The following is a 19,974-nucleotide window of genomic DNA, read 5'->3' on the forward strand; positions in this document are numbered from 1 at the left end:
GGACTTGAGCGGGCGAAGTCAAGCCCGGGAAAGCGGAGGTGCGCCCCGTGACGCAGCTGCAGCGCACTAACCTGCGCGAACAAGTGCTCGAAGTGGTGCGGCAGGCGATGGTGTCCGGCGAACTGCGTCCCGGCGACATCTACTCGGCCGCCGCGCTCGCGACGCGGCTGGGCGTGTCGAGCAGCCCGGTGCGGGAAGCGTTGCTGACGCTGGTCAACCAGGGCCTGCTGGAACCCGTCCGCAACCGGGGCTACCGGGTCGTCGCGGTCACCGAACGCGATCTGGACGAGATCTACGAGATGCGGCTGCTGCTGGAGGTCCCGGCGACGTTGTCCGCAGGGGCTGCCGCGAGCCCGGACGACCTCGTCCGGCTGGACGGGCTGGCCGCCGAGATCGAGTCCGCTGCGGAGGCAGGCGATGTCGCGCGCTTCCTGGAGGCGGACCGCCGGTTCCATCTGGATTTGCTGGCGCTGTCCGGAAACGGGCGGCTGACCGGCGCCATCGCCACGCTGCGCGACCAGACGCGGTTGTACGGCTTGGAAAAGCTCGCGGAGCACGGTCGGCTGGCGGATTCGGCGGGGGAGCACCGGGAGATGCTGGCGGCGATCGCGGAGCGGGATTGGGCGCGGCTGGAGGGACAGGTCAAGGCGCATCTGAAGCACGTACGGGCGGAATGGGCGGCTGGCTGACCCGGGGCGGCGCCCGCTGGGTCAGGTCAGGTGCCGCAGTACCGCCGCCACCGCCGGACGCGGATCGCCGGTGTGAGTCGCCGTGATGTTCCATGTCGGGCCGCCCCGGGTGAACCGGCGGCCGGTCAGGTCGGGGAACTGCGCGGCGACGGACACCGGCAGCACGCAGCCGCCGAGATCGTGGCGGACCAGTTCGGCCGCGGCGGGCGCGTCGGTGACCTCGTGCACGACCGTCCGGCGCACCCGAGCCGACTGGAACGTCCGGTCGGTGGCCTCCCGGATCGCCCAGCCCGGCGCGAAATCGACCACCGCGGCACCGGCGGCTTCGGCGGCCGACACCGGCCGGTCCGCCGCTCCGTCGCCGGCCGCGGTGACCAGCACCATCTCCTCCCGCCGGACCGGGCGGCTGACCAATCCGCCGCTCGGGGCGCAGCCCGCGACCGCGACCATGATGTCCACAGCGGACGTCACGACCGCCTCGCGCAGCTGATGCGGCGGCGCGGTCCGCACCAGCACTCGCACGCCGGGATGGTCCCGGCGCAACGCGCTCAGCGCCCGGTGCGGTTCCGGCCAGGCCCCGGGCATGACCCCGATCCGGACCTCGCCGGTGACCTGCCAGCGTGCCCGGTCGACGGTCGCGCGAGCGTGGCTGGCCGCCTCCAGTGCCGCTCGCGCCGCCGGGAGAAACGCTTTGCCCGCAGGCGTCAGCGCGACCCGGTGGGTAGTGCGCTCGAACAACTCGGTGCCGAGATCGCGTTCGAGCGCACGGACCACAGTGGACACTGTCGACTGCACCGTATGCAGCCGACGCGCGGCAGCCGTGAATCCACCCTCCTCCGCCACCGCGACGACGGTTTCCAGCTGCCGCAGGTCCATCCATCCTCCCGGGTTCGCCTTTGAACCACTCCGGTCGTAGTACTGCGCCTGCCGGGCGAGGTCAGCTCGTTCCGGCGAGCACCTCGCGCACCAGTCGCGCAGTCTCGCTCGGCGTGCGCCCCACCCGGATCCCGGCCGCTTCGAGCGCCTCCTTCTTGGCGGCTGCCGTCCCGGAGGACCCGGACACGATCGCTCCCGCGTGCCCCATGGTTTTGCCCTCGGGAGCGGTGAACCCCGCGACGTAGCCGACAACCGGCTTCCGCACGTTCTCCCGCACGTACGCCGCCGCGCGCTCCTCCGCGTCGCCGCCGATCTCGCCGATCAGCACGATCACGTCGGTGTCAGGGTCCTTTTCGAACGCCTCGACCGCGTCGATGTGCGTGGTGCCGATGACCGGGTCTCCGCCGATGCCGATGCAGCTGGAGAACCCGATGTCGCGGAGCTCGTGCATGAGCTGATAGGTGAGCGTGCCGGACTTCGACACCAGCCCGATCCGTCCCGGGCCCGTGATGTCCGCCGGAATGATGCCGGCGTTCGAGAGCCCGGGGGAGATGAGCCCGGGACAGTTGGGCCCGATGATCCGGGTACGGCTGTCGCGCGCGTGCGCCCAGAACGCGGCGGAATCGTGCACCGGCACGCCCTCGGTGATCACCACCGCGAGCCCGATGCCCGCTTCGACCGCCTCGAGCACCGCGTCCTTGACGAACGGCGGCGGCACGAACAAGACCACTACGTCCGCATCGGTCTCCGCCATCGCCTCGGCCACGCCCCCGAAGACCGGCAACTCGGGTCCGTCAAAGGAAACTGTCTGGCCGGCCTTCCGCGGATTCACCCCGCCGACGACGTTCGTGCCCGCGGCCAGCATCCGCCGGGTGTGCTTGGCGCCCTCCGCGCCGGTGATGCCGGAAACGAGGACCCGGCTGGTGTTGTCGAGGAAAATCGCCATCGTTCAGGCCTCCGTCCCGGCCGCGAGCCCGGCCGCCTCGCGTGCGGCGTCGTCCATCGTCGCGACGACTGTCACCAGCGGATGCGCGGCCTCGTCGAGGATCCGCCTTCCTTCCGCGACGTTGTTCCCGTCGAGCCGGACGACCAGCGGTTTCGTCGCGCGATCGCCCAGCAGCGCCAGCGCTTTCACGATGCCGTCCGCCACCGCGTCGCACGCCGTGATCCCGCCGAAGACGTTCACGAACACACTGCGCACCGCCGGATCCCCGAGGATCACGCCGAGCCCGGCCGACATGATCTCCGCGGACGCACCGCCGCCGATGTCGAGAAAGTTCGCCGGCCCGACCGCCCCCGCGTCCCGCGCCGCGGCAGCCACTACGTCCAGAGTGGACATCACGAGCCCGGCACCGTTGCCGATCACGCCGATGTCGCCGTCGAGCTTCACGTAATTGAGCCCTTGCTCGGCGGCCTGCTGTTCGAGCGGATCCCCGACCTCCGATTCCGCGAACGCCCGATGCCCGGGATGCCGAAACGCGGCGTTGCCGTCGAGCGTGACCTTCCCGTCGAGCGCGACGATCTCCCCATCGCGCGTGCGAGCGAGCGGATTGACCTCGACGAGGGTTGCGTCCTCGGCCGTGAACACGTCCCACAACCGGACCAAGACCCCCGCCGCTTCGACCGGAAGCCGTGCCGCCGCCGCGATCCTGCGCGCCTTCACGAGGTCGACCCCGACGCGGACATCGATCGGCACCTTGACCACAGCCTCCGGCCGGGTCGCGGCGACCTCCTCGATGTCCATCCCGCCCGCCGCCGACGCCATCGCGAGGAAACTCCGGTCCGTGCGGTCGAGGAGATAGGAGACGTAGTACTCCTCGGCGATATCGCTGGCCTCGGTGACCAGGACCCGATGCACGCGGTGCCCTTTGATGTCCATCCCGAGGATCTCGTGCGCGACCCTCGCCGCGTCTTCCGGCTGGGCCGCGAGTTTGACCCCGCCCGCCTTGCCCCGTCCGCCGGTCTTGACTTGCGCCTTCACGACAACCGGCCCCCCGATCTCGACAGCGGCGGCGCGGGCTTCGTCAGGCGTCGCTGCGACGCAGCCACGGGGAACCGGCACGCCGTGCGCGGCGAAGAGGTCGCGCGCTTGGTGTTCCAAGAGGTCCATCGGAATTCCTTCCTTGCGGGCGGGGGAGCGGGTTCTTCGTTGGTGGGTGTCGTGGACCGGTAGCGGGCGTTTGTCGGCTTAGCTGCGGTTGCTGGCTGGTGGCTCGGGGCCGGTGGTTGGCGGTTGGGGCGCGGCTGGCTGCCCGGTCGCGGAGGGCGGCTGGCCGCGTGGTTCCGGAGCCAGCCCGTCGATGCGCCCGATCCGCACCGCTCGACCCGACTCGTCGTGAGCTCCGGCCGCCATGTCCAGCGCGACAGGCTTGGCCGTTCGTTAGCCAGCCCCCGTGCCCTGTGGCACGGGGCGGCCGCTCGGTGCCGCGCTGCCGACGAACGTCCGCCGCGCCGGACGGCAATCGGCCGAGCGACCCGCCTCGCCGCCGTGCTCGACGACAGCACGACTGCGAAGTGGCCTTAAGCAGCCTGAGCGGTAAGCCGCTCTGCCGCCCGCACGGCGGACCCAGCCGACGTGCCGCAGGCAGTCTGGCGAGTGACCCGCCATGCCGCGGACGACCCGGCGGGTGGTCCGACGTGCCTGCCGCCGTCCCGTCGAGCACCTCGGCCGACGAGCCATCCCGCAGCGTCCCGCGCGGCGGGCCGACCCGTGAATCAGCCAGCAAGCCGCCCGCCGAAGCCTGCGGCGGATCGCCCGGCCGGCCGGCCGGACAAACCTGCGGATGCCCCTGGACAGCGGGCGGCTCGAAGAGTAAGTCTAATGCCTACCTCATACGGTATGCAATCTACAGTCTTCCGGCGACGAGCCGCTGACCTGCGGCGACAGATCCGGCGGGCCGCGGAGAGACACGAGCAGACCGGGACGAGCGCGCGGGTCAGAGAGGTCCGGCGCGGACAGGAGGAGTTGCGCATGTCGCCCACCACGACCGGCCGGCAACCAGGCCGGCACACCGGCGAGAACGCCAGCGGGAAGACCGGCGACACGGCCGGTGAGCACCCTGCCGGCGCAGCCGGCGAGCAGCGGTCAACCGGCCGGAGCGCTGGCGAGAAGACCGGTGAGAACCAGCAAACCGGCGAGAATGCCGGAGGCAAGGCCAACGAGCAGCGGTCGACGAGCCGAAGCGCCGGAGGCGAAGCCGGCGAGAACGGGCGAACCGCCCCGGACAAGGCCAGCGCGCCCGCAGGTCAGCACCGGGCCGCCACCGGCGAAGCGGCGGAAACGATCTCCGGCGGCCACCTCGTCGCGAAAGCCCTGAAAGCCGAAGGCGTCGACACCATCTTCACCCTCTGCGGCGGCCACATCATCGACATCTACGACGGCTGCGTCGACGAGGGCATCAGCGTCATCGACGTCCGCCACGAGCAGGTCGCGGCGCACGCGGCCGACGGGTACGCGCGGATCACCGGCCGTCCCGGCTGTGCGGTGGTCACGGCGGGGCCGGGGACGACCGACGCGGTCACGGGCGTCGCGAACGCGTTGCGCGCGGAGAGCCCGATGCTGCTGATCGGCGGCCAGGGCGCGTTGAGCCAGCACAAAATGGGCTCCCTGCAGGACCTCCCGCACGTGGACATGATGACCCCGATCACCAAGTTCGCCGCGACCGTCCCGCACACCTCGCGGGCCGCTGACCTGGTGTCGATGGCGTTCCGGGAAGCCTTCGCGGGCGCGCCGGGACCGTCCTTTCTGGAGATTCCCCGAGACGTCCTTGACGCTCGCGTGCCGGCGGAGAACGCGCGCATCCCGGAGCCTGGCCGGTATCGCGCCTCAACGCGGAACGCGGGTGATCCGGCGGATGTCGAAAAGCTCGCCGATCTGCTGGTGCACGCCAAGAAACCGGCCGTACTCCTCGGCAGCCAGGTCTGGACGACGCGAGCCACCGAGCCCGCGACCGAACTTGTCCGCACGCTGAACATCCCGGCGTACATGAACGGCGCCGGCCGCGGAACTCTGCCGCCCGGCGATCCGCACCACTTCCAGCTCTCCCGCCGTTACGCGTTCGACAACGCGGACGTGATCGTCATCGTCGGCACGCCGTTCGACTTCCGGATGGGTTACGGCAAAAGGCTTTCCCCGGACGCGAAGGTGGTGCAGATCGACCTCGACTACCGGACCGTCGGCAAGAACCGCGACATCGATCTCGGCATCGTCGGCGACGCGGGGCAGATCCTCGCCGCGGTCGCGGACGCTGCGTCCGGCCGGGTGGACAACGGGGCGGTGGGGCGCAAGCCATGGCTGGAGGAACTGCGTGCGGTCGAGGACAAAGCCAAGCAGAAGCGCTTGCCGCAGCAGCATTCCGACGCGAATCCGATCCATCCGTACCGGCTGGTGCACGAGATCAACGAGTTCCTGACCGAGGATTCGATCTACATCGGCGACGGCGGCGACATCGTCACGTTCTCCGGCCAGGTCGTGCAGCCGAAAGCGCCGGGACACTGGATGGATCCCGGTCCGCTCGGGACGCTCGGCGTCGGCGTTCCGTTCGTGCTGGCCGCGAAACACGCGCGGCCGGACCAAGAGGTCGTCGCGCTCTTCGGGGACGGGGCGTTTTCCTTGACCGGCTGGGATTTCGAGACGCTCGTGCGGTTCGATCTGCCGTTCGTCGGGATCGTCGGCAACAACTCGTCGATGAACCAGATCCGCTACGGCCAGGCGCAGAAATACGGCCTGGCCCGCGAGCGCGTCGGGAACACCCTCGGGGATGTTCCCTACGACCAGTTCGCGCGGATGCTCGGCGGCTACGGCGAGGAAGTCCGCGACCCCGCGGACATCGCCCCGGCATTGCGCCGTGCGCGGGAATCCGGCAAGCCGTCGCTGATCAACGTCTGGGTCGACCCGGACGCCTACGCCCCCGGAACCATGAACCAGACGATGTACAAGTAGTCGGGAGGAGCCGAAGATGGGAAAGGCACTGGAGGGCGTCCGCGTCCTCGACATGACCCACGTCCAATCCGGACCGTCGTCGACGCAGATCCTCGCCTGGCTCGGCGCGGACGTCGTGAAGCTCGAAACCCCCGGCCGCGGCGACATCACCCGGGGCCAGCTGCGCGATCTGCCCGGAGTGGACAGTCTGTACTTCACGATGCTCAACGCCAACAAGCGCAGCATCACGCTCAACATGAAAAGCGAACAGGGCAAGGAAGTCTTCACCAAGCTGGTGTCCTCTGCGGACGTACTGGTGGAGAACTTCGGGCCCGGCGTGGTGGACCGTTTCGGGTTCTCCTGGGAGCGGCTCCGCGAGATCAACGAACGGCTGATCTACGCCTCGATCAAGGGTTTCGGACCGGGCCGGTACGCGAATTTCAAGGCCTACGAGGTGATCGCGCAGGCGATGGGCGGCTCGATGAGCACGACCGGCTTCGAGCAGGGACCGCCGACCGCCACCGGCGCGCAGATCGGCGATTCGGGCACCGGCATCCACCTGGTAGCGGCGATTCTGGCGGCGTTGTACCAGCGCACGAGCACCGGACGCGGCCAGCGGGTGCAGGTCGCGATGCAGGACGCCGTGCTCAACCTGTGCCGGGTCAAGCTGCGCGACCAGCAGCGGCTGGCGCACGGGCCGCTGGGGGAGTACCCCAACGAACGGTTCGGCGACGAGGTGCCGCGGTCGGGCAACGCGTCCGGCGGAGGACAGCCGGGCTGGGCGGTGCGCTGCGCGCCGGGCGGGCCGAACGACTACATCTACGTCATCGTCCAGCCGGTCGGCTGGGCCCCGCTGACCGAGCTGATCGGACGGCCGGAACTCGCCGAAGACCCGGACTGGGCGACGCCGGAGGCGCGGCTGTCCAAACTGGACAAAGTGTTCGCGATGGTCGAGGAATGGACCGAGCAGCGCACCAAATGGGAGGTCATGGAACTGCTCAACGCCCGGAACATCCCCTGTGGTCCGATTCTGTCCACCAAGGAGCTGATCGAGGACGAGACGCTGGCCGAGCTGGGGTCGGTGGTCGAGGTGCCGCATCCGGAGCGCGGAGCGTTCAAGACCGTCGGCTGTCCGTTGAAGCTGTCCGATTCGCCGGTGGACGTCGAGCGTTCCCCGCTGCTCGGCGAACACAACGACGAGGTGCTCGGCGAACTCGGCTACAGCGCGGCGGATGTCGATCGGCTGCGCACGGCGGGCGTGATCTGAGGATGACCACGGAAACGGGCCGCGCGGCGGTCGGAGAAATCTTGAAGCGAGTCGCCGAGGAAGGCCGTTCCGCCTTGACCGCACCGGAAGGTCGCGCGGTGTGCGAGGCCTACGGGATTCCGACGCCGCAGGAACGGCTCGCCGCTTCGGCGGCGGAAGCGGTGGCGCGGGCTGGGGAAATCGGCCTGCCAGTGGTGCTGAAGATCGTGTCGCCGGACATCCTGCACAAGACTGAGGCCGGCGGCGTGCTCGTCGGCCTTGGCAGCGAACAGGAAGTCGCCGACGGTTACGCCACGATTCTGGCCAATGCCAAGGCTTACGACGCCTCGGCGCGGATCACCGGCGTGCAGGTGCAGCAGATGCTGACCGGCGGGCAGGAAGTGATCATCGGCGCGGTCACCGATCCGAGCTTCGGCAAGATTGTCGCGTTCGGACTCGGCGGCGTCCTGGTCGAGGTGCTCAAGGACGTCACCTTCCGCCTGGCCCCCACCAGCACCGGCGAAGCTCTGTCCATGGTGGACGGCATCGCCGCGGCGGAAATCCTCAACGGAGTGCGCGGCGGCGAAGCGGTGGACAAGACGGCGCTGGCCGGCATCGTGCACCGGCTGTCGCAGCTGGTCACCGACTTTCCGCAGCTCGCCGAGGTCGATCTCAACCCGGTGCTCGCCACCGGCGCCGGGGCGACTGCGGTGGACGTGCGGATTCTGGTCGATCCGGCGGCCGCCGCGGAACCGGTGCGGTTCAGCCAAGACGAGATCCTCGCCGCGATGAACCGGATCATGAAACCGGCCGCGGTCGCGGTGATCGGCGCGTCCGCCGAGGACGGAAAGATCGGCAATTCGGTGATGAAGAATCTCGTCAACGGCGGCTACGCGGGCGAGATCTACCCGATCAATCCGAAGGCCGCGGAAATCCTCGATCGCAAGGCGTATCCGAGCATCTCGGACGTGCCCGGCGACGTGGACGTGGCCGTCTTCGCGATCCCGGCGAAGTTCGTGCCGTCGGCGCTGGAGGAGGCGGGGGAGACGGGCGTCGCCGGGGCGATCCTGGTCCCGTCCGGCTTCGGCGAGACCGGGAACATCGAGCTGCAGAACGAGGTTCTCGCCATAGCGCGCAGGCATGGCGTGCGGATTCTCGGCCCGAACATCTACGGCTATTACTACACGCCGGAGAATCTGTCGGCGACGTTTTGCACCCCGTACGACGTCAAAGGCGGTGTCGCGCTGTCCTCGCAGAGCGGCGGGATCGGGATGGCGATCCTGGGTTTCAGCCGGTCGGCCGGGATGGGCGTGTCGGCGATCGTCGGCGTAGGGAACAAAGCCGACATCGACGAAGACGACCTGCTCACGTTCTTCGAGCACGACGACAACACCGAACTCGTCGCCATGCACCTGGAAGACCTCAAGGACGGGCGCGCGTTCGCCGAAACCGCGAAACGAGTGTCGGCGAAGAAACCGGTGGTGGTGCTCAAGGCGGGCCGGACGTCGGAAGGCGCGAAAGCGGCCGGGTCCCACACCGGCGCGCTGGCCGGCAACGACCGCGTGTACGACGACATCCTGCGGCAAAGCGGCGTCATTCGCGCACCAGGGCTCAACGACCTGCTCGAATACGCGCGAGGCGTGCCGAAACTGCCCACGCCGAAGGGCGAAAACGTCGTGATCATCACCGGCGCGGGCGGTTCCGGGGTGCTGCTGTCGGACGCCTGTGTGGACAACGGGCTCACGCTGATGCGGATCCCGGACGACCTCGACGCCGCGTTCCGCGAATACATCCCCCCGTTCGGCGCGGCCGGGAACCCGGTGGACATCACCGGCGGGGAACCGCCGTCCACCTATCGGAACACCATCGCGTTAGGACTGTCCGACGATCGTATTCACTCGTTGGTTCTCGGTTACTGGCACACGATCGTCACGCCGCCGATGGTGTTCGCCGAGCTGGTCGCGGACGTCGTGGAGGAGTTCCGGCGCAAGGGGATCCACAAGCCGGTGGTGGCTTCGCTGTCCGGAGACGTCGAGGTCGAGCAGGCCAGCGAGCACCTGTACGCGCACGGCGTCGTCGCCTATCCGTACACGACCGAGAAGCCGGTCGCGGTGCTCGGCGCGAAGTACCGCTGGGCGCGTTCGGCCGGTCTGCTGCCTTGATCAAGTCCGGAGGGAGGCGTACGTTGCCCGACACCTAACCGCTGGTCAGCGGAGTGCGGCGAGGAAGGGACGCCGGGACGCGCGGTCGCGTCCCGGCTCGGGGGAAGAACGGAGACAGCCCGGCACGGGAACCGAAGTCAACGGTGACGAAAGAGAATTCTCATGACCGCAGCCCAACCGACATACCAGGAGATCGTCGACGACAACGGGCGGACATACCGGATCGGGGAGAGCCCCCGGGACCTGATGGGCCGGTCCCGCAGCTGGATGGTCTGGCTGCCGTGGGTGGCCATGATGGCGGTGAGCGTTTTCGAATACGGCTGGGGAGCCGTCGAGGGGACGCTCGAGGAGAAATACGGCTGGTCTTTGTCGGACGCGTTCTGGCTGGCCAGCATCTGGGCCGTGTTCCAGGCGGGGGTCGCTTTCCCGGCCGGGCGGCTCCGGGAGAAGAACATCGTGTCGGCGAAAACGGCGATGCTGGCCGGGGCGGTGTGTTCCGGGATCGGCTACTTCTCCATCGCGCACAGCGGAAATCTGGTGGTGGCGTTCATCGGGTACTCGGTGCTGGGCGGCATCGGCGCCGGACTCGTGTACGCGACCTGCATCAACATGGTCGGGAAATGGTATCCGGAGAAACGCGGCGCTCGCACCGGTTTCGTGAACGGCGGGTTCGCCTACGGTTCGGTTCCGTTCATTTACCTGTTCAGCGCCTTCCTCGGCCATGAGAACGTGACGATCACGCTCGACGCGATCGGCCTGTACATGCTGGTGGTGGTCGGGCTGTGCGGCTTCGTGTTCAAGGACCCGCCGAAGAACTGGTGGCCCGCCGAGGTCGACCCGATCGCCTGGCTGAAAGGCAGCGCGGCGGGGAAGGCCCGCAGCCTGGAAAAGAACCCGCCCGCGGTACGGCAGTTCACGCCGATGGAGGCGATCCGCACCGGGATGCTGCCGCTGATGTGGGTGACCCTCGTGGTGATCGGCGGGGTTTCGCTGTTCGGGATCAACTTCCAGGTCGATTTCGCCAAGGAAAGCCAGTTCGGCGCTTTCGTGGCGGCTTCCTCGGCGGGCATCCTGGCCATTGTGAACGGCGTCGGCCGGGGGATCGTCGGCTGGGCTTCCGACCGGATCGGCCGGAAGGCGACGTTATTCTGGGTGCTGGTGATCGCGGCGTTCGCGCAATTCGGCGTGCTGTGGTCGGGCAAGACGCACAGTCTGTTCTGGTTCATGGTATTCGCGGTGCTGACCGGATTCGGCAGCGGCGCGTTCTACCCGCTGTTCGCCGCGCTGGTGCCGGACTATTTCGGCGAGAACCACAACGCGACCAACTACGGCATCGTCTACAGCGCGAAACTGGTCGGCGGCGTCGGCGGCGGCGGTCTGGCGGCCGGAGTGATCGCCGCGTGGGGATACACCGGCGCGTACGTGCTGGCCGGGTGCATCGCCTTGCTGTCCGCGGTGATGACGTTGTTCCTGCGGCAGCCGGGACGGTCCGGTCGCGGCTCGACGGAAAAGGCGGGCAAGCAGATCGCCCGCACCGCTCCGGCGGCCGGAAGCTGAATTTCCCTGAGCGGGCCCGGGAGCGACGGGACGGCTGGCATCCGCCCCGTCGCTTCCGGGTTGCTTCGTTCCCCAGCGGGGCCGGCTGACCTCGCAGCGGTTCGGCGAGGCGTACCGGGACCCCAGTGCGGTGACCTATTCGGACGCTTCCGGCCGTTCGTGGAATGCCTGGCGCGTGCGTTCGGTGTGCTGCGCCATGATTTTCTCGGCTTTTTCGACGTTGTGCGCCGCGATCGCCTCGATCAGCGCGGCGTGCTCCTGCCACGCGTCGCGCCCCCGGGGCCGGGCGATCGGCGTGTAGTACCAACGGACCCGGCGGTCGACCAGGCCGATCAGCTCGGTCAGGACGGCGTTGCCGGTCAGTTCGGTGATGTACGCGTGCAGGTCGGCGTTCGCCGCGACCAGCCGTTCGCTGTCGTCCGCGGCGAGGGCTTTCATGCCCACGTCTTGCAGTTCCCAGAGGCGCTTGATGTCGTCGTCGGTCGCGCACGCGGCGGCGAGACGCGCGGAGTGGGTCTCCAGCACCGCCCGGACGCCGAGCAGCTGGTCGGCTTCCTCGTCGGTGGGCAGGTGCACGAACGCGCCCTGCGCCGGCCGGAGGTCGACCCAGCCCTCGCTCTGCAGCCGCTGCAACGCCTCGCGCACCGGCTGCCGGCTGACCCCGAGGTATTCGGCCAGGTCAGCCTCGACGAGATGCTGCCCGGGTTCGAGGGTGCGGTTGATGATCAGCTCGGCGAGCGCGTCGTACACGACCTGCCGCAGCGGCGCGGGCCGCTCCACCCGGTTGGCGCTCTTGCCGGAGAGCGACCCCTTGGCCGTCCGGCGGCCGGTGGGCCCGCGTTCGGGCAGGGGGGAAACGGACTCGGTCACGGTGCACCTCGGGTGGGATCAGCGGCGGGATTCGAGGAACTCAGTTTTCAGGATACAGGTTTTGGTATGCAAAATCCCAGAATTCTGGATCAGGTGTGCGATCTTCCCTCGGAGGGGGCGACCGGGCGGTGGTCTCTGGCGCGGGGCAGGGCCCGAGAAGCGGCTGCTGGCAGGGATCGGGCCGGGCAGGAGTGGCTTGCTGGCAGGGATCGGGCCGGGCGGGAGTGGCTTGCTGGCAGGGATCGGGCCGGGCGGGAGTGGCTGCCGCTCGCGTTCGGCGGCGAAGCGGATCCGGCCGCGCCTGGCATCGTGCGCGCCTGGCGGCGGGCCGAACCCGGGGCCGTCCAGCGCTGCATCCGCCTGGCGCGCGAACGGGTCCCGCCGCGGGGACGCTCGCCGACGATCTTGTTAGGCTAACCTAACTCCATGGGGATCATCCGTGCGGTGCCGGAACTGGAACGCGTCGTGGGCGAGCGGCCGCTGCCGGTCATGATGAAGTCGATCGACCGTCTCGACCCGCATTGCCTGGCGCTGCTCGCGCACAGTCCGGCCGCTGTGCTCGGTTATGTCGACGCCGAGGGGCGTCAGCGGGCCGGACTGGTCGGCGGAACTCCCGGGTTCGCCGAGGCGGAGAGCACGTCGCGGCTGCGGCTCCCCGCCCCGCCATCGGCAGCGCCGGGCACCGGCGCCGCGCTGCTGGTGCTCGTCCCGGGCTGGCGCGAGACCTTGCGGATCAACGGAACTCTCGCCGAAGACGGTCTTCTCGTCGAGGAAGCGTTCTTGCACTGCGGCAAAGCAGTGATCCGCTCGAACCTGTGGGGACCGGCAGCGGCGCCAGGGGACGCCGTCGAGGAGGGCTCCGTCCTCGGACCGGCGGCGGCCGATTTCCTTGCGGCCGCACCGTTCGCGGTGATCGCGTCGCGGGACGGCGCCGGGCGCGCGGACGTCAGTCCCAAGGGCGATCCGCCCGGAGCGGCCAGGATGATCGGCCCGGCGACGGTCGTTCTCGCCGATCGGCCCGGCAACCGGCGCACGGACACGTTCCACAATGTCGTCGAGCGCCCGGAGGTGGCTGTCCTGGCAGTCGTCCCCGGCGACTATCGGACATTGGAGATCACCGGGAAGGCGGCCGTCAGCACGGACGCCGGGCTGCGCGAGTCGATGGCCGAGCGCAACCGCACCCCGAAAGCGGTGCTCAAAGTGGACGTCGAGACCGTCCGGCTCGCACAGAACAGTGCCCTGCGTGACTCCGGGTCGTGGGACCCCGCCCGGCACGTCGACCCCGCCGACCTGCCGCGGCCGTCGACCGTCTGGACCGATCACCTCAAGCTGAACGAGACCGCGGGCGCCGCCGCGAAACTGGTGCGGGACGGGGTGGACGAGCGCCTGCTCCGAGCGGGTCTCGACGAGGATTACCGGCAGAATCTCTGACCGGGCGGTTCGGCCGAGGGTGATCAACGGCGCGCCGAAGACTACTCAAATGACCGATGTCCGCCCCGGCGATCTCCCGTAGCGTGAGGCGCGCCCAGTCGTCGACGTTGCGAGGTCCGGATGGCTCAAGAACGCATGACAACCGACACCGACACGGCCGCCAGCGGCCTGCTGCTGAGCGTCGAACCGCTGACCGCCGCGGTCGACCGCGGCAAGGCCAACGGAGCCGTGGCCGACAACGACGGCAACGACTAGCCGTTGCCGCGCTCCATGACGGAGATTCCCGGACTGGCCGGCCTCGTCGCACCGCTCGAGGCCGGCCAGTTCTTCGCAGACGTCCTGGGCAAGCAACCGCGGCGGTTCCCGGGGGAGAAGGGCCGGTTCGCGTCGCTGCTCCCGTGGCCGGAACTGGACCGTGTGCTGCGCCAGCACCGCCTGGAGTTCCCTCGGCTGCGGCTCGCGCTCGACGGCGACGTCGTCCCCGCGCACACGTACACCGAAATGGTGTCGACCCGGCGCAACGGCCTGGTTCCGCGCGTGCTGCCGGCCCCGTTCGCCGAACACCTGCGCTCCGGCGCGACGCTCGTGCTCGATTCGGTCAACGAACTGGTCGGCGAGGTCGGCGAACTGGCGAGCAGGCTCGAACACGACCTGCGCGAGCGCATCCAGGTCAACCTGTACGCGGGCTGGGGTACCACGCACGGCTTCGACGTGCACTGGGACGACCACGACGCGTTCATCATCCAGCTTTCCGGGCGGAAGCGGTGGCGCCTGCACGGGGTCACGCGGCGTTCGCCGCTGCAACGGGACGTCGAGCTTCCGGAACGCCCGGAAGGCGAGCCGTCCGACGACTTCCTGCTGGAGGACGGCGACGTCCTTTACCTGCCGCGCGGGCACTGGCACGACGTGTCGGCCGTCGGCGAGGAGTCGCTGCACCTGACGATCGGGTTCAACGCCGCCACCGGTGTGGACCTCGTCGCGTGGCTGGCCGACCAATTGCGGTCCGACGAGTTGTTCCGCGCCGATCTGCCGCGGTTCGCCGGTCCGGACGCGCGGGCCGAGCGGGCCGAAGCTCTCCGCCGCCGGCTCGCCGAGGCAACTGCGGGCGACGTCGTCGGCCGTTTCCTTGCCGACCGGGACGCCCAGGCCCCGGCCCAGACCCGCGTCGGCCTGCCGTGGGCGGCGACGGCGGACCTGCTGCCGCCGGACGACGACTTCGAGGTCAGGCTGCTCGTCCCGCGTGCCGCGCTGGTCGACGACGACGGGACTGTTGCCCTGGTCGGAGCCGGGAAACGGTTGGTGTTCGCCGAAGCCGCGCGACCGGTGCTCGCCGCGTTGCTCGGGTGCGGTCCGCAGCCGTTCAAGGTTCTCGTCGACGCCGCGCCCGGGGTGCCTCCGGCGACTGTGCGGGCTTTGTTGCGGGAGTTGGTGGTTCAGGGGCTGGTGGCTCGGGCTTGACCACGGGCTTCGCCGAGCGGTGGTGCGGGTGCCGTCGAGGTGAGTCGGCGGTGCGACGCCGGGCTTGCGGGGCAGGTCGCCTGCCCCGTTGCTGATCCGGCCCTGATCTGACGGGACGGTGCGCGCGCTGGTCATCCGCCGTTTCGGCCTGGGCTGAGCCACCGGCATGTCGGTCCGGAGTCCTCGCGAGCATTGCCCGATCGAGTGATGTCGCGCGAGAGTGACGGTTGCCTCGAAAGAGCAGGACGGGCCGTCAGCTATACTTAGGCATGCCTAAGCCCGACGTGCCGCACTCGGGCCCGGGGATCTGCTTCCCGGGCCGGAATGCCGCGCCCGGATGCGCCGCGCTCACTCGGGAGCTCGGCGGCGAGCCCGCGGGAACCGCCGCGCGCATGACGTCCTGGCTGCTGGTCGAGCAGCCGGGTTCATGGGGGCCGGACGCGCTCGAAGACGCGCTGTCCGCCGTGTTCCCCGCCGAGCGTCTCGACGCCGCACGTGCTGCCGGCCTCCGTCCGCTGCTGATCCGCAAGCCGGGTCGGCACGCGCGGACGCCGGGTGCGCCGCGCACGGTTTACGTCGCGAGCGGACAGCCCGGCGCCCGCTGGACGGAGCGACTCGACCTCGCAGACCTGGCCGAACTCGCCCACCTTGATCTTGAGGCGGTCGCTGCCGGACGTCGCGGGCACGGGGAACCGGTGTCGGGGCCGCTCTTTCTCGTCTGCACTCACGGCAGCAAGGACATGTGCTGCGCCGTTTTCGGCCGTCCGCTGGCCACGAGCCTCGCGCAGAACCATCCCGGACGGGTGTGGGAGGTCAGCCATGTCGGCGGGGACCGGTGGGCCGGAAATCTCCTGACCGTGCCCGACGGCTTTCTCCACGGCAGCCTCGCGGTTCCCGACGCTGAACTGGCGGCCAAGGAAGCACTCGGCGGCAATGTCCGGTTGGAGAACCTCCGCGGCCGGACCTCGGCGGGGAGTGCGTGGTCGCAGTTCGCCGAGATCGAGGTTCGCGGACGCACTGGCCTGCGGGGCCTCGACGCGGTGCTGGCCGTGACGGAGGAATCCCGGGGTGACGCCCGGAGTGTGCTGGTCGACGCGGGCGGGCGGCGGTACGAGGTGGTGGTCCGGCGGGCTGCGCCGACAGCCTCCGCGCACAGCCGATGCACCGCGCGCCTGGTGCTGTCGGGGTTCGTGGCGGAGTCGGTGCGCGAAGTCTGACGCCGGTGCTCGGGGTCGCTCGGCGAGGAGAGCTGGCCATGCGACCGACTGACCGTCCGCGGGCGGCTGGCCGGGCGGCGGCTTCGCATTGCCGGACACGGAGGTGCCCGGCATCTCGCGCTCGTGAGTGTCTATGCCGGTTAGAACCGGCATAGACACTCACGACGCTGCTCGGCGGCGCGCCGCCGCCACCGGCATCGTTCCCTGCCCCGCCCGCGGTGCTCGGCTGGCCGCCCGCGCCAGCGGCGTCGTTCCAGCGCAGGGAGCGCGGCGAACCCATTCGCCGCGGCACTGGGGTCCCGGCTGAGGGGTCGTTGCGTTGCGGGCGGTCTCGTCGGGGAGGGGTTGCGGTGTGGGCGGGTTCGTCGGGGAGGGGTTGCGGTGTGGGCGGCCCCGCCGGGGAGGCGTTGCGGTGCGGGCGGTCTCGTCAGGGAAGCCGTTCCAGTCCCGTGCAGGCCACCTGGCCGACCTCATCGACCCGGAGTTCGTCATCGCCGGTTCCGATGACCAGAACCTGGCCCGTCGTCACGATACGGGATACTGTATGCAATCTAACATCGGCGGTATCCCGACCGGGAGGCGACCATGCGGGTGGCGGTTCTGGGCGCAGGAGCGATCGGCGCGTACGTCGGCGCGGCCCTCCATCGCGGCGGCACCGAAGTCCACCTCATCGCCCGCGGCGCGCATCTCGCGGCGATGGCGGCGGGCGGGGTGGCGGTCCGGAGTCCTCGCGGGGACTTCACGGCGCGTCCGCACGTCACTTCGGACCCGCGCGAGGTCGGGCCGGTCGACTACGTTTTCCTTGGCCTCAAAGCACATTCGTACCCGGACTGCGGCGCCCTCCTGAAACCGCTGCTGCACGAGAGCACCGCGCTCGTCGCGGCGCAGAACGGCATTCCGTGGTGGTATTTCCACGGGCTGACTGGGCATCCGCTGGCCGGCCGCCGGGTCGAAGCGGTCGATCCGGGCGGGGCGACCAGCCGGGTGCTGGACGTCGAGCGGGCGATCGGATGCGTCGTCTACTGCTCGACCGTCATCGAGGAGCCGGGCGTCATCCGGCATCTCGAGGGCACGCGGTTTTCCCTCGGCGAACCGTCCGGGGACAGCTCCGTCCGCTGCCGGAAGCTCGCCGACGCGATGGTCGCGGGCGGGCTCAAGGCCCCGGTCGAGCCGAGGCTGCGGGACGACATCTGGGTCAAGCTGATGGGCAACGTCGCGTTCAATCCGCTGTCCGCGCTCACCCGGGCGACCATGGCGCAGATGTGCGAGCACGACGAAACCCGCGCGCTGGTCGCGGCGATGATGACCGAAACCCTCGCGATCGCGCGGGCGGCGGGTGCGGACCCGCGGGTGTCGGTGGAGAAGCGGATCGACGGCGCGTGGCGCGTCGGGCACCACAAGACGTCCATGCTGCAGGACCTGGAAGCGGGCAAACCGCTGGAGATCGACGCGATCATCGGGGCGGTCGTGGAACTCGCGGACCTGACTGGCGTCGAGGCTCCTGCGCTGCGGCATGTGCACGCCGCGATCGGATTGCTCAACCGGACGGCGATTCCGGTCGGCTGAAAAGAAAATCATCAGTCTGTCCACTGTGGAATAAAGAATGACCACTGTGGACGGTCTGGGTCGAACCTGCTCCCGGAGAGCGCCGCCAGAGGCGTGTGCACTCGACCGTGTCCGACGCGGGCCGCGCCGCGGCGCGCCCAGTGCGTCGCGGAAACCTGCGTGCTTCCCGTTGACCGAAGCCTCCGCGTCCAGCTATTCTCGAACTACGGAAGAAAACTTCCACAAAGCGAAATTAGCTGATCGAGATGTGAGGAGCCGAGGTACTCATGACCGGTCCCGCCGGGGAGCGGCACTCGCTGCCCTACACCGCCAACCTGTCGATCCTGTTCACCGAACTCCCGCTGCTCGAGCGCGCGCAGGCCGCTCGGGCAGCGGGCTTCACCAAGGTGGAGTACTGGTGGCCGTTCGAGAGCGCCGACCCGTCCGGGGCCGACGTCGACCGGTTCGCACGGTCGGTCGAGCAGGCGGGCGTCCAGCTGACCGGGCTGAACTTCTACGCGGGCGACATGGCCGCGGGCGAGCGCGGGCTCGTGTCGTGGGTCGGTCGCGAGGCGGAGTTCGCGACGAGCCTGACGGTCGCGCTCGGGCTCGCCGAACGGCTCGGCTGCCGCAGCTTCAACGCGCTGTACGGCAACCGGATCGACGGGGTGGCACCGTCCGAACAGGACGACCTCGCCCGCACGCACCTCGCTGCCGCGGCGAAAGCGGCCGAGGGCATCGGCGCGCAGCTGGTGCTCGAACCGCTGTCCGGCACCCCGGCGTACCCGCTGAAGACCGCGGCCGACGCGGTCGCGGTGCTCGACGAGCTGGGCCTGGACAACGTCCGGCTGCTCGCGGACCTCTACCACCTGGCGGTCAACGGCGACGACCTCGACACCGTGATCGCCCGCTACACCCCGCGCACCGGGCACGTGCAGATCGCCGACGCGCCGGGCCGGCACCAGCCGGGCACGGGGGAGCTGGATCTCGAAGGACATCTGGAAAAGCTGCAGGCGGCGGGCTACGCCGGACCGGTGGGCGTCGAGTACAAACCGGACGGCTCCACTGTGGACTCGCTGGCCTGGCTGCCGTACGAGCGAAGGGGAAACTGATGAGCAGGATCGGGTTCATCGGACTGGGCGTGATGGGCACGCCGATGGCGGCGCACCTGGCCGCCGCCGGACACGAGGTGAGCGGGTTCGACCTCAACGCCGACGCGCTGGCCAAACTGGAAGCGGCGGGCGGCCGCGCCGCGAAGGACGTCGCCGACGCGGTGTCCGCGGCCGAGGTGGTGATCACCATGCTGCCGAACCACCCGCAGGTCGAGCAGGTCGTGCTCGCCCCGGGCGGCGTGCTGGACACGATCGCGCCCGGCACGCTGCTGGCCGACATGAGCACCATCCGGCCGGAGACGTCGATCGAGGTCGCGAAAGCCGGTGCGGCCAAGGGGATCCGCGTGCTGGACGCTCCGGTCTCCGGCGGGCAAGCGGGAGCCGAGCAGGCGACGCTGTCCATTATGGTCGGTGGCGACGAGGCCGATTTCGCCGCGGCGAAGCCGGTTTTCGACACGCTCGGCAAGACCGTGGTGCACGTCGGCCCGCACGGCGCGGGCCAGGTCGTGAAAGCGGCCAACCAGCTGGTGGTCGGCGGGATCTACGGGCTGGTCGCCGAGGCGATCGTGCTGCTCGAAGCGTCCGGAGTGGACGCGGGCACCGGGCTCGACGTGCTGGCCGGCGGTCTCGCCGGCAGCCGGATCCTGGAACTGAAACGGAAGTCGATGGTCGCGCGGCAGTTCGAGCCGGGCTTCCGGATCGACCTGCACCACAAGGACATGGGCATCGCGCTGGCCGCGGCCCGGCAGTCCGACGTGGCGCTCCCGCTGACCGGCCTGGTCGCGCAGCTGGTCGCGGCAGGGCGGGCGATGGGCTACGGCTCGCTGGACCACTCCGCGCTGCTGAAGGTCGTCGAAGAACTGTCCGGCCGCTCGTCCGAGGAGGTTTGA

15 protein-coding genes are annotated in these 19,974 nt (G+C 69.9%); 11 read left to right on the top strand and 4 right to left on the bottom strand.

The annotated features are described in order from the left end of the window. Positions 1-47 precede the first annotated feature (47 nt). A complete protein-coding gene (locus H4281_RS02105; protein WP_312872036.1) occupies positions 48-689 on the top strand; it encodes a GntR family transcriptional regulator in 642 nt (213 codons plus the stop codon). Between the two features lie 21 nt (positions 690-710). Here the strand turns inward: H4281_RS02105 and H4281_RS02110 are convergent, their stop codons facing one another. The 3 genes from H4281_RS02110 to sucC all read right to left on the bottom strand — a co-directional run bounded on the left by H4281_RS02110 (position 711) and on the right by sucC (position 3,675). Beyond that, positions 711-1,565, bottom strand: coding sequence for a LysR family transcriptional regulator (locus H4281_RS02110; RefSeq protein ID WP_182889146.1), 855 nt, complete (start codon positions 1,563-1,565; stop codon positions 711-713). A gap of 61 nt (positions 1,566-1,626) precedes the next feature. Beyond that, complete coding sequence (gene sucD, locus H4281_RS02115) at positions 1,627-2,511, bottom strand: succinate--CoA ligase subunit alpha (RefSeq protein ID WP_182889147.1); 885 nt, start codon at positions 2,509-2,511, stop codon at positions 1,627-1,629. A 3-nt stretch (positions 2,512-2,514) separates the two neighbouring features. Continuing rightward, positions 2,515-3,675, bottom strand: a complete 1,161-nt coding sequence (sucC, locus tag H4281_RS02120) for an ADP-forming succinate--CoA ligase subunit beta (protein ID WP_182889148.1) — start codon at positions 3,673-3,675, stop codon at positions 2,515-2,517. A gap of 861 nt (positions 3,676-4,536) precedes the next feature. On the opposite strand from sucC, the gene H4281_RS02125 reads away from it, so the two are divergent. From H4281_RS02125 to H4281_RS02140, 4 genes are all read left to right on the top strand, one after another. Beyond that, positions 4,537-6,507, top strand: coding sequence for a thiamine pyrophosphate-binding protein (locus H4281_RS02125; protein WP_246411248.1), 1,971 nt, complete (start codon positions 4,537-4,539; stop codon positions 6,505-6,507). 16 nt (positions 6,508-6,523) lie between these two features. Next, positions 6,524-7,753 carry a formyl-CoA transferase gene (gene frc / locus H4281_RS02130; RefSeq protein WP_182889149.1) on the top strand — a complete coding sequence of 410 codons (1,230 nt, stop codon included), beginning with the start codon at positions 6,524-6,526 and terminating at the stop codon, positions 7,751-7,753. Between the two features lie 2 nt (positions 7,754-7,755). Beyond that, entirely contained in the window at positions 7,756-9,894 is a 2,139-nt protein-coding gene (locus H4281_RS02135; RefSeq protein WP_182889150.1) for an acetate--CoA ligase family protein, read from the top strand. Between the two features lie 162 nt (positions 9,895-10,056). Continuing rightward, positions 10,057-11,451, top strand: a complete 1,395-nt coding sequence (locus tag H4281_RS02140) for an OFA family MFS transporter (RefSeq protein ID WP_182889151.1) — start codon at positions 10,057-10,059, stop codon at positions 11,449-11,451. A 135-nt stretch (positions 11,452-11,586) separates the two neighbouring features. Here H4281_RS02140 and H4281_RS02145 read toward each other — a convergent pair whose 3' ends face one another. Continuing rightward, on the bottom strand, positions 11,587-12,321 hold the full coding sequence (locus tag H4281_RS02145; RefSeq protein WP_182889152.1) for a GntR family transcriptional regulator: 735 nt from the start codon (positions 12,319-12,321) through the stop codon (positions 11,587-11,589). Between the two features lie 426 nt (positions 12,322-12,747). On the opposite strand from H4281_RS02145, the gene H4281_RS02150 reads away from it, so the two are divergent. The 6 genes from H4281_RS02150 to H4281_RS02175 all read left to right on the top strand — a co-directional run bounded on the left by H4281_RS02150 (position 12,748) and on the right by H4281_RS02175 (position 19,974). Then, a complete protein-coding gene (locus H4281_RS02150; protein WP_182889153.1) occupies positions 12,748-13,752 on the top strand; it encodes a pyridoxamine 5'-phosphate oxidase family protein in 1,005 nt (334 codons plus the stop codon). Positions 13,753-14,022: 270 nt separating this feature from the next. Continuing rightward, on the top strand, positions 14,023-15,210 hold the full coding sequence (locus H4281_RS02155) for a cupin domain-containing protein (protein WP_182889154.1): 1,188 nt from the start codon (positions 14,023-14,025) through the stop codon (positions 15,208-15,210). 269 nt (positions 15,211-15,479) lie between these two features. Then, the gene (locus H4281_RS02160) at positions 15,480-16,427 is read left to right on the top strand and encodes a ferredoxin family protein (protein WP_220506589.1); all 948 of its coding nucleotides are present in this window, start codon (positions 15,480-15,482) and stop codon (positions 16,425-16,427) included. Between the two features lie 585 nt (positions 16,428-17,012). After that, a complete protein-coding gene (locus tag H4281_RS02165; protein WP_182889155.1) occupies positions 17,013-17,993 on the top strand; it encodes a 2-dehydropantoate 2-reductase in 981 nt (326 codons plus the stop codon). A gap of 266 nt (positions 17,994-18,259) precedes the next feature. Further along, the gene (locus H4281_RS02170) at positions 18,260-19,084 is read left to right on the top strand and encodes a hydroxypyruvate isomerase family protein (protein WP_182889156.1); all 825 of its coding nucleotides are present in this window, start codon (positions 18,260-18,262) and stop codon (positions 19,082-19,084) included. Beyond that, complete coding sequence (locus H4281_RS02175) at positions 19,084-19,974, top strand: 2-hydroxy-3-oxopropionate reductase (RefSeq protein ID WP_182889157.1); 891 nt, start codon at positions 19,084-19,086, stop codon at positions 19,972-19,974. The genes H4281_RS02170 and H4281_RS02175 overlap by 1 nt, the downstream gene beginning before the upstream one ends.

This window comes from Amycolatopsis dendrobii (assembly GCF_014145675.1).
Taxonomy (GTDB): Bacteria; Actinomycetota; Actinomycetes; order Mycobacteriales; family Pseudonocardiaceae; genus Amycolatopsis; species Amycolatopsis dendrobii.